Origin of the sequence: Alkalihalobacillus sp. CinArs1 (assembly GCF_947387515.1) — a bacterium.
Lineage (GTDB): Bacteria > Bacillota > Bacilli > Bacillales > Guptibacillaceae > Guptibacillus.
In genome coordinates this window covers 257,881-274,248 of record NZ_CANDOB010000002.1, presented here as the reverse complement: position 1 = coordinate 274,248, position 16,368 = coordinate 257,881, and the positions used below count along the sequence as shown (strand labels likewise).

Here is a 16,368-nt window from a genome sequence, read left to right as displayed (position 1 = left end):
CATAGAAAAAACAAAAAAATGGACACCATCTTATAAGTGTCCATTTTTCAGGTTAGTTCAATCCCAAAATCCGCCATCTGAATGAATGATCTGACCGGTTACCCACCTTGCTTCTTCACTTGTGAGAAATGAAATCAAACGCGCTGCATCCTCTGGTGTCCCGATTCGTCCCGTTGGAAACTTAGGTTTTAAAAACTCTTGCGTTGCTTGATCCATCCAACCAGAATCGGTCGGGCCAGGATCAACCGCATTCACCGTGATTTCTTCAGATGCAACCTCTGTCGCTAGTGACCTTGTAAAAGCAGAGATAGCCCCTTTTGATGTGATGTAGGCCAGGTTTCCTGCTACCGGACTTTTGTCTTGCCCAGACACTAGATTCACGATCCGTCCGCCTAACCGCGTCCCTTCTAACCGCTTCGCGAATTCCACCGTCAGCATACACGCTCCCTGAACGTTAACTTCAAAGTGTTTTGCTAGTATTTCAGCTGTTAATTCTTTATAGCTTACTTCTTCGCAGTGTGCTGCGTTGTTTACGAGAATGGTAGGTTTCCCAAGCTCTCGTTCAACGTTATCAAGTAGTTGGTCCGGCGCGTCTTTATCTGCTAGATCCAAGTTCATGTGACCAACGTTTACGCCTTTTCTTCTAAGCTCACTCGCAAATGTCTCTGCCCACTGATGATCTGCATCATCATATCCAGTCGTCTCATCAAAGGGAGTGAAATGAGTAAAAAAGACATGAACCCCTTTTGAAGCTAGCTCACGACAAATCGCGGCACCAATGCCTTTAGGCCGGCTTGCCCCGGTAATAATCGCTATTCGTTCAATCATATTGTGATCTCCTTACATCCTATTGAACTGCCAAAATATGCCCTAGCTCTCCATAGTGCTGAATCCTTAGGTATTCTCCCCAAACGCGTTTTCTACCTTCCTCTGTATCCATCCAATTACCCCTTCCAACGCGTACACCGTTATAGGTACAATCAAACGTGTACGAAGTGTACTCGATTGAACTCGGAAGATGTTTTGCTAGCGTTCGATACTGGCGTCCTGCTGCATGACTTTTACATATGTACATAACAGATTTCGTACGGCTAAAATCGTACACTTCCTTCGCATAGATCACGTTTTCTAGTGTATTGGTCGATTTCTTTTCGTACGTGATACATTCTTTAGGCACCCCATTACCCTGAAGGTGGGAGAGTATCACATCCGCTTCTGAAGCGACTTCATCATCCCAATCAGGGTGAGGAACGCCCGTTAAACTCTTTCCGCCTGTGACGATTATGTCTTTCGCATATCCATTGTGATAGGCTTCAATCGCTTTTTCCCAGTGTCCTGGATGTGTGCCGCTATAGATAAATAGAACATCACACCGCCGAGGCGTCTTCACTTCTCCAAAAACGACCTCTTCGATTTCGTTCCATTCATGCTGCGCTAGTTCTGGCATCGTTGGTGCTTTCGGTATGACTGGCTTCAATGTTTTCGCTCCTTCTCTGGCTCCAGTTTATCGAGTAAACGTGGAAGCTCTATCAGATCATCGATCACCGCATCAGCATCCGGTGTTTCCCAATGATTATCTTTCTTCCAGACTCCCTTCATCCCGATTCGCTTGGCAGCGTGTACGTCATTCTCAGGATGATCACCGATAAATAAGCTCTCTTCTGGCAATGCACCGAGCTTACTCAGTGCCCGATAGAACAAGTTCGCCTCTGGCTTCTTTAATCCTTCCCACTCTGAGATGAAAATCGCATCAAAATAACCTTGAATGCCTAGCGCTTTTATATTATCCATCTGAAACTGTCCAAATCCATTAGAAATAATCCCTAACGTAAGGTTACGAGACGTTAGCTCTTCAAGCATCGCTACGAGATTTGGAAACGGGACACAGTGATGCTTAAATTCGCTTACGTAGTCGTGTAATAGTTCCTCAGGGGTCACACCTTTCAACTTGAATTCTGAGATCATCCGTTGATACACCTTATCTTTCCAAACGTAACCGCGCTGATCAAATTTGATAAATGCTTCACAATATACGTCCTTCGGAATGTGACCCACTACCTGTGGAAAGCGGTCGTATTGGTCACGAATGAATGCTTCGAGCGAAGCATCTCGATTTAATAAGGTTCCATCTAGGTCAAAAAGAACTGCCTTCATGCACGTTTCCCTCCTTCTCAATAAAAAAAGTGAAGACTACTGTCTTCACCTTATTCCCAAACATCCTTATCATCTGGCAAGATTAGTGCTGCTACCACATAGATGAGGACCATCGGGAGTCCTACTAATAAAACGGTCAACACCGCGAAAACAATTCGTAACATGCTTGCATCCATGTTCCAAACTTCACTCAGTCCGCCTAACACACCTGATAATTTCCGATCTTGCGTTGATTTGTATAGCTTTTTCATACGAACATCCACCTTTCTTAATGGGTACTTGTCTATCTATACGATTCCCCCTATGAGAAGGTTTCAAAAGTTTCATTAAGAGATTCCTTTCTTAGACTGTTCTGCAAAACCTGTTGTAGAGGATTCTTTCACTTCAAGAAAGATCGTAACGGTCGTGCCCTTACCAGGCTTGCTTTCAAATGACAGATGACCGTTCATCGCAGAAATGATACTATGAGTCACCATCATGCCGAGGCCCGTCCCTTTTTCTTTCGTAGTAAAAAACGGTTCACCGATGCGTGAAAGCTGTTCAGGCGTCATGCCGACACCCGTATCAGAAATCGTGATGATTACTTTGCTGCCCTTTTTAGTCGCCTCAACGGTCAATGTACCTCCTTCAGGCATCGCCTCGATACTATTTTTTAAGATGTTCATAATACACTGCTGGAACTTTTTCTTTTCATATTCGATAATCGTTGATGGGAGTTCGATATGCGAAGTGATCGTCACATCGTTCATCGTGGCGAGTGGTTGAATGACGTTTAGACTCGTGTAGAGTTCCCTTTCAATTTCAATCACATCGTACTTCTCTGGATACGGCTTCGCAAACGTGAGATAGTCGTTGATGATATCCGTTGCTCGGTCGATTTCTTTTATCGCAAGATCCATATAGCCCTTTGTTTTTGGGTCTTTCACATCGCTATCGATGAGCTGAAGGAAACCTCTGCTAACGGTAAGCGGATTTCTTACTTCATGAGAAATACTTGCCGCAAGATGGCTAGCGACCTTCAGCTTTTGACCTTCCATAACCGAATTCAATAAGTTAAACTGACTGATGAATACTTCATACACGAGGATGGCGACGATGATTCCAATTGACGAAGTGATATTGAAGACAACCCACACATTCGTAGGTAAACCAGTATCATAGAATGCTAAACTAAACCCTGCCGAAAACCATCCAACAACGCTATCGAGCGCCAGGGCTAATAGAAGCTTATGCTTCAGATCGAGTTTTTTAAACATAGGAGACAAGAATGAAATGATGATCGCAAGTCCGCCGAAGAAGATAAGCGTCGTGATAAATCCAGAACCACCGATGGAATAGCGGAACCCAAGTGTGACGATCAGGTATCCGAACGCAACCCAATGACCACCATACAGCCCACCCAATATAAAAGGAATTCTTCTGAAATCTAGAATAAATTCATCGTTAAATACAAAGGGATACATCATACAAAAGACGATTGAAATACCAGGAAAAATAGTAAGGATCCATTTAGAGGAACGTTTCAAAAAGTTCGTATGCTGGAGGAGATAGAAAACCTGAATGATACTTAATGGGGCAAAAACCACCAGAAGGTTTAATAGCACACTCTTAGCCGTCAATATCATGGTTTCACCACACATCTAGATTTTTGTGAGTACACCACTATACATTCTGCCCCAAAAGTCCTATTCCTCTTTTACTAATGCCCGCTTCGTAAATGTTCACAAAAAGGTAAAATAGTCCTGAATCTATCCTTAGTACAATCGAATCCCAACTTATACAGAACCTTCTATTTATTCCTGAATATGGGTGAAATCACTACGATAAAATGAGTAAAGATCTAGTTCCTTTTCCCATTTCCTAATACGCTTTTCATACTTCATCCCAATTCGAGCTGCGAGTTTTGCCGATCGATCGTTAAGAGGATCGATAAGAGAAATCACTCTCTCTGCAGTCATCTTTTCATACCAATAGTGTTTACAAGCACGTGCAGCTTCAAGTGCGATCCCCTTTCCCCATTGGCATCTCTTCAATAAATATCCTAGTTCGATCTCCATGTTGCCATCGACTTTCTGTAAAACGAGACCGCACTGTCCTAGGAATTCACCAGTGCTCTTACCTTCGACGATCCATAACCCAACACCATACTTACCATAGTTTTCGCGCGTCCATTCGATCCATTTCCTCGTCTCTTCTCGATTTTTCAAACCAGAGTAATACTTCATCACTTCAGGATCCTGAAACATTTCTAAAAGGTGATCAACATCTTCTCGGTACATTTCCCGTAGAACGAGTCGATCAGTCGTTAGGATGATCTTCTTCATACCGTCACTCTCCATCTGAGAAAGCCTTTCTCTATACTATGTGTTGAATGCAAGAAAATCATGAAGCACACAAAAAGAGGAACTTCGTATGAAGTCCCTCCCTAGATTGTAGAGAAAGTCTCAGTGTTATGATGAATTCCATTTTCAAATTACCGTTAATGGGTAAAAGGAAGAGCAGAATTCCAATATTCGTCTGTTAAACCATTGAGACGGAATGTTTTTTGGGATTTATTCTCTTCAAGTAGGAGAGACGATCGCGGACTCCTGCGGTAGAACGGGCGGCCGAGACCGGGGTGTAGGCTTCACCTCGGGCTTGGACGTTCGTCCGCGGAAAGCATGCGATCGTCATCGACTACGGCGTTGGGAGAACCGAATATGTGCATAGGTTTCTCGACAAGCTGAGGAACTTCGTATGAAGTCCCTCTTCATTGTTCTTGGATCACCCTGTACAAATCATCACGATATTTCCATCAGGATCTTCAGTATTGAAGAAAGAAAAGTCATCGAAATGCACGATTTCAGAGTCAACTGTATATCCGAGTTCTTTTACATATTCATAAGCCTTTTGAATATCATCAGCATGGAAATTAAAGACCGGATGCTTTGATGGGTCAACTCTCTTCGTTTCTCCCTCAGGACCAGCATCGAGGACAACTCCTGTATGATGATCGATCTTCAAATTGTAGACGGGATTCGCTACTTCGTCTAAACTGACCTCTTGACCAAGTAACGTTGTATACCAACGCACAGAGCGTTCTAAATCAGTAACATGAACAAAAATGGTATGTACTTTGTTTGCGATCGGACTTACCATTCTATACCCCCTCCTAATCATGTGTTGAAAACATGTACTTTGGGGCTTCTACATCGTTAAAGCTGCTCTTTTAAACTATCTAAAGAAAACCCCTACACTCGGCAAGCGCCTCTTTCGATTATTTGTTTTCTAGTTTCGCCGAAAAGAACCCTAGTACGGCACCGAGAAGCGCTCCGCCGAGCACCTCAACAGGCTGGTGACCTAAGAGCTCTTTTAGTTCTTTTTCGCGTTCTACGAATTCAAAACTTGCAAATTGACCAGAATTTGAAATCTCAGCGATATTGTCTTCGAGATCGTTCACGAGTTGTGCGATTTCCCCTGTATGACGGCGGATCCCTTGGGCATCGTACATGACGATCACACCGAATATTGCAGCCAGAGCTGTTTCCGTATGACGCGAGCCTTTGTTTGCAGCGATATACGTCGCAAGAGCGGATACCCCTGCTGAATGGGAGCTCGGCATTCCGCCCGTTGTTGCTACCTGCTTGAAATCCCAATTCCCTGTTAACCGCTTGTACGTTAAAATCTTCAATCCTTGTGCGATTGCGATCGAGGACACTGCTGTGAGGATTCCTCTATTCATTTTCTGCATCTTTTCACCCTCCACTTAAGCTAGTATTCTTTTATTCCCATTACCCTAAGTGGGGCGGTTTTATTCGAGTGAATCGAGATTACTTCACATTTTCAAATTTCGGCATCAAACCGCTGTTTTCATCTTCCTAGGCTTTTTCGCTTTGTATCGTTGTCCTACCATTCTGATGATAGGCGTCCCAATAATCGTAGGTAAAAACCAATAGTAAATCGTTGGCAGTTCGTTCAAAACTGGAATCTTAGAAACATTGACTACGAGCGTGGCCGTTACAATGCCAATATAAGAACCGAGCATGCCACCGATATGGAGCGTTAACCATCTCTTCGATTTTTTCTTTTTAACCGATAGAAATCCGACTAAGGCGAGACCATATGAAAACAATGCGATATAGAAAAGGTATTGACTCTCTTGCCAGTGAACGATCGCCATCAGTACGGCTGTGATGAATACGAGGACATAAGATGCATGGTAAACTTGTCCAACGTTCGTGTGCTTCCCTTTCCGCTTCTTAAACACCATCGCACCAATACCGGTGATCAAGCAGATCGTTCCTGCAAGAATATGTACAGCTAATAAAACCTCCATTAAAAACCTCCTGCGTTTTTGCGCTCCCCCTCACTCTTCCGCCAATATGTTTTCATCCCGTTGTTTCGTAACGTAGCGTTCGCTGGCACTTGTTTTGTAATAAGGACCACATTCAACATATCAACTGAAGATGAGGCTGCGTTTAATAAAATCAACATCTTTATCATCGGTGTTAACAGGCCGATTAAACTTAGAACGAGCGGCAATAGAACCGATAGGATAATAAAAGGGGCTGCCGTGACCCACAAGTATCGTGTTTTCGATAGCTTCTCTTCTGTTACCACATACCCTCCGAACCACGTTAACCCGATATACGTTTTATCTGACTTTAAAAATTGTGGTACGAATATAAGATGAAGGAGTTCATGAACGACAAGCAGAAGGAAGATGCCGATAAGGAACCCAACGTGAATACTCAGTGTTAGGGAATCCGTGCTCGAGGTGATTCCAAAATCTTTTAGCGTAAGTGAGGAAGTTACTATGATGATCCATGCACTTAGAAGTGTCGTCAGAATCATGAAAGGGATCGAGCGAAAAGTGGCACTCATCACACTCTGGGGTTCGATTAACGGCGTCCACCCTTCATTTAACAGCTTACTATGCTCACGCTCATCGACCTTTGGCAAGTTACTTTGATATTTCATTGCTACCCTTTTTAACCAGCGATTTGTTTAAAAATAGTGATGATAGAATCAAAGCTAAGCCAAGAGCTGCAAATGCAATGATGAGAGACCTCGAGCCATCTAAGAAAACGAGCGAAATCCCAACAGTTAGAAACACCAGCCCAAGAACTAAATTAATCTTCCCTAGAACAGATACTCTTCTCATATTGCTCCCCTTCCTTTTTATTCGCCACATCACTCTTTCGATTCCGCTCCCCTATTTCCTTTTTTTGGTTTTAAAAAAAGACATTTCCACGTAGGAAATGCCTTACTTCACTCAGTTTACTAATCTATTTTTATCTTTCCAGAACGATTTTCGAATCACGACCTTCTGTATTTTACCTGATGCTGTTTTTGGCAGTTCGTCCATGAACGACACGCTTTTCGGGGCTTTAAAATGGGCAAGCTTTTCTCGGCAAAATGAGATCAGCTCCTCTTCTGTCAGCGTTTCGCCATCACGAAGAACGACCACTGCGTGTGGAGACTCTCCCCACTTTTCATCTGGTTTTGAAACAACGGCGACTTCCAAGATAGATGGATGTTCGTAAAGCGTCGCTTCTACTTCGATAGAAGAAATGTTTTCTCCGCCGCTAATGATCACATCTTTTTTTCGGTCCACGATTTCAATTGTTCCACCCTCATCCACGACAGCCATGTCTCCTGTATAAAGCCACCCGTTACGGATCGTCGCATTCGTCGCTTCAGGATTTTTATAGTACCCTTCCATCACGCCGTTCGTACGCGTGATGATTTCACCGATCGCTCTTCCATCGTGTGGAACCTCATCTCCAAGTTCATCTACGACTTTTACTTTGCTTCCAATCATCGCATACCCTGCTTTTGCTTGTAGCTTATACCTTTCTTCAGATGGAAGATCGATGTCCATCGAGCGTAGTTCTGACGTCGTGATCAATGGTGAGATTTCAGTCATCCCATATACCTGGATGAATTTCCACCTCAGGTCCTCTTCAACTTTTCGAACAAAAGCAGGAGGCGGCGCCGACCCAGCGATCACCACTCGTACATCTTGATCGATCGCAGGCTTTTCTTCATCGAACGCTTCAATGACCATGTTGAGTACGGTTGGCGCCATATGGAGAATAGAAACACCGTGTTTCTTAATTTTATCTAAAATGAGAGTCGGATCTGTTTTTCTTAGCATCACTTGCGTAGCACCGTTCGCTGTATAGTAAAAGGGGGAACCCCATCCATTCACATGAAACATAGGAAGCACGTGAAGCAGCGTATCTTGATCACTTACACGAAGATGGTGCATCGTGGATAGAGCATGAAGATAGTTCGAGCGATGGCTCAGCAGTACTCCCTTCGGATCCCCCGTCGTTCCACTCGTGTATAACAGGGATGCGATATCATTTTCATCGAGTTCCGTTCGCTCAAACGCTTCATCTGAGAAGGTACGTAGCCACGGCTCGTAAGCTCGTCCACCGTCTTGATTGTTTCCGTGAACAAACACATGCTTAAGCTCAGGCAGGAGAGGGAGTACATTTTCCACGAGAGGAAAAAGCTCTTCATCTACAAAAAGCGCCTTACTTTCACTATGCTCCAGTATAAATTGGTAGTCAGTCTGATTGAGTCGGGTATTCAGCGGCGTCATGACACCTCCGACTTGATACACCCCATAGAATCCTTCTAGCATTTCAGTCGTATTCGGTGCAAGGTAAGCGACTTTATCACCTTTTTCGATTCCAAGTGCTTTTAGTCCACGTGAAAGCTGATTCACACGGCTATTCAGCTCGTTGTATGTTAACACACGCTCATCATCGATAATCGCGGGCTTTTCTCCATACAGGTCGACAGCTCGATCAAGAAAATCAGTTAGCACTAATGGTACGTTCAACACATCCACTCTCCCTTTTGAGAATTTAAAGCGTTTACATACTATTCTAAATATTCAACTGTACTATATCAACCCAAAAAGAGTAAAACAGAAACTATAACAACAAAAGCGGCTCTTTAGAGAGCCGCTCGCCTTCACCTATTTTTCAATCTCATAAATTAGCGTATCGAACAAGGAATCACCCGTATATACCAGCATGGCCCACTCCCCCTTTTTCGGAACGATTACAGAAGAAGGGGCGTGTGAATCCGCTCCATTGTTTTCTCCCCCTAAAGGAATCGTCCACGCACCAGCAAGAATCTGGTGAACCGTACCACTCTCACGGTGATAACCGACTACCGTTAATTCTGTATCCTCCACCCCCCATAGATGCCACATCCATTTCTGACCCTCTAAACTAGGTTGGTCCATACCGATGACGCCAGTCTTATTTTCATTTCCAATCATGTTTCCATCCGCAAACGGCTCCGCTTTTCTCTCCCAATCGATTTCTTCAAAATCTTTTTCTGACACATGTTCTGGAATATTATCAGGGAGCGTCACAGCTTCTTTATTCGATGTACAGCCTGCCAGCACAAGGAAGAGCGTTCCTATAATTATCATCCAATTTCTCATACTTAACCCCTCTCTACATACACTTCCATAACTACTGCTCTCATCTTCTACTACTCGGCATCCAAAACCTTCCATACACATCCATTTTATTTTCTTCTTGAGCTGATTTTCATTATACTTTTACTAGAACGTTTGGAGAGGGGTCAATAGAATGGAAGCCATTCTTATCGAAACACAGAAGCAGTTAGATACAGCATTTGAAATTAGAAAGAACGTTTTTATCGATGAGCAAGGAACGCCTGAAGAAGAAGAATACGATGAATTTGACAGTCTAAAAGCGGATGCCGAGCATATTCTTATTCTGGACGGCGAACATGCGGTTGGCACTGGCAGATGGCGCGTTCATGACGGGTATGGAAAACTCGAACGCATATGCATCCTTCCATCTTATCGAAAGCAAGGCATCGGCAATATGATCGTTCACAAACTTGAAGAGCTAGCAGCAAATCAGGGGGTTACGAAGGTAAAGCTTCACGGTCAAGTCCAAGCCGAAACCTTTTACCATAAGTTAGGGTATAAAACGGTCTCTGACGTATTCATGGAAGATGGGATTCCACACATTCTCATGAAAAAAGCACTCTCTGAAACGTTTGGAACCTCGCATTCGTAGAACAAGAGAAACCTTCTTAATAGAAAGGAAGACTAAAATGAGAAGCGGAAATCCAGTATTAAAGAACGATATATTTCGCAATACGGGTGAACAAGGCGAAACGATGACACTCGGTGGTACGGTTGGAAAGACGTTTGTACTCTTTCTCTTTTTACTCGGAACGGCGGTCTACACATGGTATCGCTTTACGCAAGGGGAAGACGTCATCTTCATGATGATGATCGGAGGAATCGGAGCGCTCGTGGTCGCTCTAATCACGGTGTTCGTAAAGAAAGCAGCACCTATCACAGCACCGATCTATGCAGCGCTTGAAGGTTTTGCGATAGGCGGCATATCTGCCATTCTCGAAAACCAGTTTCCTGGAATCGTGATTCAAGCAGCAGCACTAACGTTTTCAGTTATGGGCGTCCTGTTATTCCTTTATGCGGCAAGAATTATAAAAGTAACGAAGAACTTTCGCTTGATGGTCGTCTCAGCGACGCTCGCTATTTTTGTTGTCTATCTACTCGATATTGTACTGAACATGTTTACAACGATGACCGTGCCATACTTACATTCAAACGGCGTGATCGGCATCGGCATCTCCGTTTTCATCGTCGCCATCGCCGCGCTTAACCTCGTGTTAGACTTTGACTTCATCGAAAGAGGTGTCGACGCTCGCGCACCTAAATACCTCGAATGGTACGGCGCGTTTGGACTCATGGTCACACTAGTATGGTTATATATCGAGATTCTAAGACTTCTACAAAAAATACGAAGATAACGAACGCCCTGCGGACTGCAGGGCGTTTCTTCTATCCTATAACATTTTGCTTTTTGTCTTTTTTCCACATGAAGAATAGGTAGATCGCCATCCCGAGCATGATCAGCATGCTGGATGTAATGATTTTTGTACTTTCCTCGAGCTCGGTAACGTTCATGATCAAGTCAGGAACAAATACGATCGCAGCAATGATGATCATGACCCAGGTTCTCGTCCAAAGTGATAAGCCGATGATAAGGAGAACGGCGACAGCTGCGGCAATGATGTTCCAAGTTGAATGAAATGTGACTGTAGGTGTCTCAACGGCACCATTTAAGAAAAGTAAAGCTAGTATGAGAACGGTTGGAACCGCTCCTACGATGCCTAGAAGCGTCCACACCAGCATCTTATTTCCACTAGTAGCAATCCGGCGGAACGTGACTGAAATCAATCCAATATAAAAGAGAATGATGAGTGGATAACTGATGAGCTCGAGGACAGACGCTTCGATTCCGCCGCGAACAACGTTTCCTAACACAATGAATGCAATGGCTCCAATCATGACCATCAAACTATACTTCAACACATCCTTACGATCGATCGGCATTTCTTTCGATAGTTGTTTCATATAATCCTTTGGCGATTTTCCTATGATGTCACTGACATCTTTCCCTGCTTTTTCTGCTTGAAGCAAATGATCGTTGAGTTCACTAATGATACTTTCGATTTCGTCTTCGTTCTTCCCACTCGAGATCAAATAGAGTCGTAGATTCGCTAGGAACTCTTGACTTTGAACAGATAATCCCATTATCCTTCCTCCTCTAACAAGCGATCAACGCTTTTTGATAGTGACCCCCACTTCTCCTTAAATGCCGCTAATTCTTCTTCCCCTTTACGAGTTAGCGAATAATACTTTCGCTTCGGCCCGCCAGAGGGTAACTGCTTTTGTGACGTTACAACGAGCCCTTCTTTTTTCATGCGTAGCAACAGAGGATAAATACTTCCTTCTCTTACCATGTTGAACCCATACTCATTCAGTTTTTCGATCATTTCATACCCGTACGTTTCGCCTTTTCCAATAATGGATAACAAGCAGCCTTCTAGTATCCCTTTTAAAATCTGACTCGAAGACATCTTCCACCTCTCCGTTCACCTATATTGTTTTACAAGGTAGTTGAATAAAAAATAACTACATTGCATTGCAATGTAGTTACAGTATACCTAACATTTCCAGTAAAGCAAAGACCTTTTTCAATAAATTTCCTTTAAGAGTTCAGGATGACCAAACTGAGCTTGGTGAAGCTTTTTATAGAGGCCATCTTGACGAAGAAGTTCGTCATGAGAGCCTTCTTCAGAAATGCCGTCTTTCGTAACGACCATAATCCGGTCCGCATTCTTGATCGTCGCTAAGCGGTGTGCGATGACGAGTGTCGTCCTGCCAACCGTCAATTCATCCAGCGACTTTTGAATCGCTTCTTCTGTTTCCGTATCCAATGCGGAAGTCGCTTCATCCAAAATAAGAATAGGAGGGTTCTTCAGGAAGATTCTCGCGATCGCAAGCCGCTGTTTTTGTCCTCCAGACAGCTTCACACCACGCTCTCCAATAACCGTATCGAGTCCCTCTGGTTGATCAGCGATGAACTCCTCAAGCCTCGCTCGTTTCGCTGCTTCTAGAATTTCTTCATCCGATGCGCCAAGCTTGCCATATTCAATATTTTCACGAATCGTTCCTGAAAATAAAAAGACGTCCTGCTGAACGATACCGATTTGACTGCGCAGCGTTTCAAGTTTCAGATCACGAATATTCGTGCCATCGATTGTGATGTCTCCGCTATGAACTTCGTAAAAACGAGGCAGCAGACTACAAAGCGTTGTCTTCCCGGCACCTGAAGGCCCAACGAACGCCACCGTCTCCCCAGGAGAGATCTGTAAACTCACGCCTTTAAGAATCGGATTCCACGATTCATATCCAAACCTCACATCGTGATACACAATGTCACCTTGTAGTTCTTTATGAAAAGCTTGCGGTGTATCTTCAATATCCGGAGCAGTATCCATAATTTCTGTATACCGCTTAAATCCTGCGATCCCCTTCGGATAGCTTTCAATAACCGCATTGATCTTCTGAATTGGGCCAATGAGAATATTTGCAAGAAGGATAAAGGCCACAAACTCACCGTATGTTAACTGATTTTGAATAACAAAATACGTGCCGAACAGTAGTGTCGTTAACGTCACCAGGCGCATCGTCATGTAGTTTGCCGTCACGTTTTGTGCCATGATCTTGTATGATTGCAGTTTCGTTCCTTTATAGCGATTGTTTTCTTCTAGAAATTTTTCTTGTTCATGCTTTTCATTGGCGAACGCCTGCACAACACGAATGCCACCGATGCTATCTTCGACTCTAGTATTGATTTCTGCGACGCGATGGAACATCTTACGAAACGTTCTCGTCATCTTTTTATTAAAGTAAACAGCAAGAATGATGAGGAACGGAATCACGATGAAAGAGATGACGGCAAGCTGCCAATTGATCGTGAGCATAAGAACGAACGAACCGACTAGCGTCATCAAGGCAACAAAAACATCCTCTGGTCCATGGTGGGCAACTTCTCCAATTTCCTCTAAGTCTTTCGTCAGACGTGAAATACTATGCCCTGTTTTATTCCCATCATAATAAGAGAACGATAGCTTCTGCATGTGCGTAAATAACTTCTGTCTCATATCTGTTTCGATGTTGATTCCAAGCATGTGCCCCCAGTACGTCACGACATAGTGCAGTCCTGTATTCAACAGGTACACGAGAAGCAATCCTAGACAAGCGAACATGATGAGCGACCAATTTTGTTCAGGCAGCAACCGATCGATTACCTGATTGACTGCGAGTGGGAAGGCCAGCTCCAATATACCGACAAACACGGCACAAAAGAAATCTAAGATAAACAGCCACTTGTATGGACGGTAATAAGAAAAGAAACGTTTGAGCATGGAACCATCCCTTTGTTATCAAATTTTCGAATACTATGTAAGTGGTTTAATTGAAAACCATTATCAACTAACTATGCTAATCGATTTAGACGTAGTAGTCAATCTTTTATTCTATAACGATAACCTAGTTATGAAAAATTCAAATAATGTGATGGCCCTTTGGTAAACTCCCTGCATATAAGCCGGCTTCATTCTCTAGAATCTGTCGCAATCTTAATTCGAACCCAACCCAGTTATAAAATAACGGTGGTTGCAGCTCTAAATTAGCACCATGTCTCTTCATTTGTCACATTGCAACAAGTGGAGCGCTAAACGAACTCCACTTGTTGAGTGAGCCACGTTAATAATATAAAACTTCTACCTTATGACACTTCGAACATTTTTCAAAGTATTGATCTCCTTCAAAATGATGCTCACACTTTTCTTGAAATGCCTTTAATTGGTTCTCCAGTAATGCAAGGTGTTGTTTCGTAACTTTCATTTCCTCTTCTAGTTGATGAACGTTCACAATGCCGCCCCCTAACGTTATCGGTAAATTGACGATCCTGATTCTTTAAACTCTGCCGCTTTCTCCTTCATCCCTTTTTCAATATCCTCTTTCGTAAAATGGTCATTTTCTTTCGCCAAATCACGGATATCTTGAGAAATTCTCATACTGCAGAATTTAGGTCCACACATCGAACAAAAGTGTGCTGTTTTTGCTCCCTCAGCCGGTAACGTCTCATCATGATACTCCATTGCACGTTCTGGATCTAACGACAAGTTGAATTGATCTCTCCAACGGAATTCAAAACGCGCTTTCGATAGGGAGTCATCTCGTAGTTGCGCGCCTGGATGTCCTTTCGCTAAATCGGCTGCATGAGCCGCAATCTTATACGTGATTACCCCTTCTCGAACATCTTCTCTGTTTGGCAATCCTAGATGTTCTTTTGGAGTAACATAACAAAGCATCGCCGTACCATACCATCCGATCATCGCTGCACCAATTGCAGACGTAATGTGATCATACCCAGGAGCGATATCTGTTGTAAGTGGTCCCAATGTATAAAATGGCGCTTCATCACATAGCTCAACTTGTTTATCCATGTTTTCTTTAATCAGATGCATAGGGACATGTCCAGGTCCTTCCACCATGACTTGAACATCATATTTCCACGCCAATTTTGTAAGTTCTCCGAGGGTTTCTAATTCTGCAAACTGTGCGTCATCATTGGCGTCAGCAATGGACCCAGGACGTAAGCCATCTCCGAGTGATAAGGAAATGTCATAGGTGTTTAAAATCTCACATATTTCTTCAAAATGCGTATATAAAAAGCTTTCTTGATGATGATACAAGCACCACTGTGCCATGATCGAGCCGCCCCTAGATACGATACCCGTTAACCGCTTTGCCGTAAGCGGCACATATTGTAATCGAACACCTGCATGAATCGTGAAATAGTCGACACCCTGCTCTGCTTGCTCGATCAATGTATCTTTGTAAACCTCCCAAGTTAGATCCTCAGCAACTCCATTGACCTTTTCGAGCGCTTGATAAATTGGGACGGTCCCCACTGGCACAGGTGAATTACGTATAATCCATTCTCGAGTCGTATGAATGTTTTTCCCCGTTGATAAATCCATGATCGTATCTGCGCCCCAGCGTGTCGCCCAGGTCATTTTTTCGACTTCCTGTTCAACCGAAGAGGAAACGGCAGAATTTCCAATGTTCGCGTTAATCTTCACATGAAAATTGCGACCGATGATCATCGGCTCAATCTCCGGATGATTGATGTTAGCTGGAATGATCGCACGACCTTTTGCCACTTCATCTCGAACAAATTCTGGATCCATCTTTTCTCTAAGTGCGATGAATTCCATTTCAGGAGTGATGACTCCTTTTCTTGCATAATGCAGCTGCGAAACGTTCCTTCCCTTCTTAGCTCTGAGTGGTTTTTGATTTAACCGAGGGAAATGTTTCATACGGGAATCATGTTCATCTTTGTATCCATTATCTTCAGGCTTCATTTTACGCCTTTCATACTCTTCTACGTCTCCACGTTCAGAAATCCAGGTTTCACGAAGTGCTGGAAGCCCTTTTTCTAGATCTACAGAATAATGTTGATCTGTATATGGACCGCTTGGGTCGTACACACGGACCGGAGGGTTCTCCTCATCCCCAAATGTTCCAGAAGTTGGACTCAAAGCGATTTCACGCATCGGCACCTTGATATCCTCTCTCGACCCTGAGATATACACTTTTCGACTACCTGAAAAACTAGACATAATGGAAATGCTCTCATTGCTTGGTGTAGATGTTGCCATCATAAACTCTCCCTTTTTTTGAAATAAAGGACGAGATGAATCAAACCATGTGCAGAAGCCTATCAAAACATAAAAAAGCCGGGTCCATTGTCATTCATCGGACCCGGCTCATATGTAAAC

The 16,368-nt window shown here is 43.5% G+C and carries 20 protein-coding genes; 2 read left to right on the top strand and 18 right to left on the bottom strand.

Annotated features, from left to right (window positions below):
• Window positions 1-57 precede the first annotated feature (57 nt).
• From PFZ69_RS09895 to PFZ69_RS09835, 13 genes are all read right to left on the bottom strand, one after another.
• Window positions 58-828: an SDR family oxidoreductase gene (locus PFZ69_RS09895; RefSeq protein ID WP_270180913.1), complete on the bottom strand. Its 771-nt coding sequence runs from the start codon at window positions 826-828 to the stop codon at window positions 58-60.
• Window positions 829-847: 19 nt separating this feature from the next.
• Window positions 848-1,477, bottom strand: a complete 630-nt coding sequence (locus PFZ69_RS09890; RefSeq protein WP_270180912.1) for a YdcF family protein — start codon at window positions 1,475-1,477, stop codon at window positions 848-850.
• The gene (locus tag PFZ69_RS09885; protein WP_270180911.1) at window positions 1,474-2,154 is read right to left on the bottom strand and encodes an HAD family hydrolase; all 681 of its coding nucleotides are present in this window, start codon (window positions 2,152-2,154) and stop codon (window positions 1,474-1,476) included. Before PFZ69_RS09885 ends, PFZ69_RS09890 begins: the two co-directional genes overlap by 4 nt.
• A gap of 50 nt (window positions 2,155-2,204) precedes the next feature.
• Window positions 2,205-2,405, bottom strand: a complete 201-nt coding sequence (locus PFZ69_RS09880; protein WP_270180910.1) for a PspC domain-containing protein — start codon at window positions 2,403-2,405, stop codon at window positions 2,205-2,207.
• A 75-nt stretch (window positions 2,406-2,480) separates the two neighbouring features.
• Window positions 2,481-3,779, bottom strand: a complete 1,299-nt coding sequence (locus PFZ69_RS09875; protein ID WP_270180909.1) for an ATP-binding protein — start codon at window positions 3,777-3,779, stop codon at window positions 2,481-2,483.
• 168 nt (window positions 3,780-3,947) lie between these two features.
• Entirely contained in the window at window positions 3,948-4,478 is a 531-nt protein-coding gene (locus PFZ69_RS09870) for a GNAT family N-acetyltransferase (protein ID WP_270180908.1), read from the bottom strand.
• Window positions 4,479-4,917: 439 nt separating this feature from the next.
• Window positions 4,918-5,292 carry a VOC family protein gene (locus PFZ69_RS09865; RefSeq protein WP_270180907.1) on the bottom strand — a complete coding sequence of 125 codons (375 nt, stop codon included), beginning with the start codon at window positions 5,290-5,292 and terminating at the stop codon, window positions 4,918-4,920.
• Window positions 5,293-5,410: 118 nt separating this feature from the next.
• Window positions 5,411-5,884 (bottom strand): divergent PAP2 family protein, encoded by a 474-nt coding sequence (locus tag PFZ69_RS09860; RefSeq protein ID WP_270180906.1) that lies wholly within the window; start codon window positions 5,882-5,884, stop codon window positions 5,411-5,413.
• Between the two features lie 105 nt (window positions 5,885-5,989).
• Entirely contained in the window at window positions 5,990-6,469 is a 480-nt protein-coding gene (locus PFZ69_RS09855; protein WP_270180905.1) for a DUF2306 domain-containing protein, read from the bottom strand.
• Window positions 6,469-7,113, bottom strand: coding sequence for a DUF3267 domain-containing protein (locus tag PFZ69_RS09850; protein WP_270180904.1), 645 nt, complete (start codon window positions 7,111-7,113; stop codon window positions 6,469-6,471). The genes PFZ69_RS09855 and PFZ69_RS09850 overlap by 1 nt, the downstream gene beginning before the upstream one ends.
• Complete coding sequence (locus tag PFZ69_RS09845) at window positions 7,097-7,297, bottom strand: hypothetical protein (RefSeq protein ID WP_270180903.1); 201 nt, start codon at window positions 7,295-7,297, stop codon at window positions 7,097-7,099. The genes PFZ69_RS09850 and PFZ69_RS09845 overlap by 17 nt, the downstream gene beginning before the upstream one ends.
• A 111-nt stretch (window positions 7,298-7,408) precedes the next feature.
• Window positions 7,409-8,989 (bottom strand): long-chain-fatty-acid--CoA ligase, encoded by a 1,581-nt coding sequence (locus tag PFZ69_RS09840; protein ID WP_270180902.1) that lies wholly within the window; start codon window positions 8,987-8,989, stop codon window positions 7,409-7,411.
• A gap of 138 nt (window positions 8,990-9,127) precedes the next feature.
• Window positions 9,128-9,604, bottom strand: a complete 477-nt coding sequence (locus PFZ69_RS09835) for a hypothetical protein (RefSeq protein ID WP_270180901.1) — start codon at window positions 9,602-9,604, stop codon at window positions 9,128-9,130.
• Window positions 9,605-9,755: 151 nt separating this feature from the next.
• On the opposite strand from PFZ69_RS09835, the gene PFZ69_RS09830 reads away from it, so the two are divergent.
• Both PFZ69_RS09830 and PFZ69_RS09825 read left to right on the top strand, forming a co-directional pair.
• Window positions 9,756-10,214: a GNAT family N-acetyltransferase gene (locus tag PFZ69_RS09830; RefSeq protein WP_270180900.1), complete on the top strand. Its 459-nt coding sequence runs from the start codon at window positions 9,756-9,758 to the stop codon at window positions 10,212-10,214.
• A 37-nt stretch (window positions 10,215-10,251) separates the two neighbouring features.
• Entirely contained in the window at window positions 10,252-10,977 is a 726-nt protein-coding gene (locus PFZ69_RS09825; RefSeq protein ID WP_270180899.1) for a Bax inhibitor-1/YccA family protein, read from the top strand.
• 31 nt (window positions 10,978-11,008) lie between these two features.
• Here PFZ69_RS09825 and PFZ69_RS09820 read toward each other — a convergent pair whose 3' ends face one another.
• The 5 genes from PFZ69_RS09820 to thiC all read right to left on the bottom strand — a co-directional run bounded on the left by PFZ69_RS09820 (window position 11,009) and on the right by thiC (window position 16,248).
• The gene (locus PFZ69_RS09820; RefSeq protein WP_270180898.1) at window positions 11,009-11,764 is read right to left on the bottom strand and encodes an HAAS domain-containing protein; all 756 of its coding nucleotides are present in this window, start codon (window positions 11,762-11,764) and stop codon (window positions 11,009-11,011) included.
• Window positions 11,764-12,090: a PadR family transcriptional regulator gene (locus PFZ69_RS09815; RefSeq protein WP_270180897.1), complete on the bottom strand. Its 327-nt coding sequence runs from the start codon at window positions 12,088-12,090 to the stop codon at window positions 11,764-11,766. Before PFZ69_RS09815 ends, PFZ69_RS09820 begins: the two co-directional genes overlap by 1 nt.
• Before the next feature lie 117 nt (window positions 12,091-12,207).
• Entirely contained in the window at window positions 12,208-13,944 is a 1,737-nt protein-coding gene (locus tag PFZ69_RS09810) for an ABC transporter ATP-binding protein (protein WP_270180896.1), read from the bottom strand.
• Window positions 13,945-14,284: 340 nt separating this feature from the next.
• A complete protein-coding gene (locus tag PFZ69_RS09805) occupies window positions 14,285-14,452 on the bottom strand; it encodes a serine protease (protein WP_270180895.1) in 168 nt (55 codons plus the stop codon).
• A 17-nt stretch (window positions 14,453-14,469) separates the two neighbouring features.
• On the bottom strand, window positions 14,470-16,248 hold the full coding sequence (gene thiC, locus PFZ69_RS09800) for a phosphomethylpyrimidine synthase ThiC (RefSeq protein WP_270182014.1): 1,779 nt from the start codon (window positions 16,246-16,248) through the stop codon (window positions 14,470-14,472).
• Between the last annotated feature and the right edge of the window lie 120 nt (window positions 16,249-16,368).

Coding starts and splice junctions, on each gene's coding strand:
- PFZ69_RS09895 (WP_270180913.1), bottom strand. CDS start 828: ATGATTGAACGAATAGCGATTATTACCGGGGCAAGCCGGCCTAAAGGC.
- PFZ69_RS09885 (WP_270180911.1), bottom strand. CDS start 2,154: ATGAAGGCAGTTCTTTTTGACCTAGATGGAACCTTATTAAATCGAGAT.
- PFZ69_RS09880 (WP_270180910.1), bottom strand. CDS start 2,405: ATGAAAAAGCTATACAAATCAACGCAAGATCGGAAATTATCAGGTGTG.
- PFZ69_RS09875 (WP_270180909.1), bottom strand. CDS start 3,779: ATGATATTGACGGCTAAGAGTGTGCTATTAAACCTTCTGGTGGTTTTT.
- PFZ69_RS09870 (WP_270180908.1), bottom strand. CDS start 4,478: ATGAAGAAGATCATCCTAACGACTGATCGACTCGTTCTACGGGAAATG.
- PFZ69_RS09865 (WP_270180907.1), bottom strand. CDS start 5,292: ATGGTAAGTCCGATCGCAAACAAAGTACATACCATTTTTGTTCATGTT.
- PFZ69_RS09860 (WP_270180906.1), bottom strand. CDS start 5,884: ATGCAGAAAATGAATAGAGGAATCCTCACAGCAGTGTCCTCGATCGCA.
- PFZ69_RS09855 (WP_270180905.1), bottom strand. CDS start 6,469: ATGGAGGTTTTATTAGCTGTACATATTCTTGCAGGAACGATCTGCTTG.
- PFZ69_RS09850 (WP_270180904.1), bottom strand. CDS start 7,113: ATGAAATATCAAAGTAACTTGCCAAAGGTCGATGAGCGTGAGCATAGT.
- PFZ69_RS09845 (WP_270180903.1), bottom strand. CDS start 7,297: ATGAGAAGAGTATCTGTTCTAGGGAAGATTAATTTAGTTCTTGGGCTG.
- PFZ69_RS09835 (WP_270180901.1), bottom strand. CDS start 9,604: ATGAGAAATTGGATGATAATTATAGGAACGCTCTTCCTTGTGCTGGCA.
- PFZ69_RS09830 (WP_270180900.1), top strand. CDS start 9,756: ATGGAAGCCATTCTTATCGAAACACAGAAGCAGTTAGATACAGCATTT.
- PFZ69_RS09825 (WP_270180899.1), top strand. CDS start 10,252: ATGAGAAGCGGAAATCCAGTATTAAAGAACGATATATTTCGCAATACG.
- PFZ69_RS09820 (WP_270180898.1), bottom strand. CDS start 11,764: ATGGGATTATCTGTTCAAAGTCAAGAGTTCCTAGCGAATCTACGACTC.
- PFZ69_RS09815 (WP_270180897.1), bottom strand. CDS start 12,090: ATGTCTTCGAGTCAGATTTTAAAAGGGATACTAGAAGGCTGCTTGTTA.
- PFZ69_RS09810 (WP_270180896.1), bottom strand. CDS start 13,944: ATGCTCAAACGTTTCTTTTCTTATTACCGTCCATACAAGTGGCTGTTT.
- thiC (WP_270182014.1), bottom strand. CDS start 16,248: ATGGCAACATCTACACCAAGCAATGAGAGCATTTCCATTATGTCTAGT.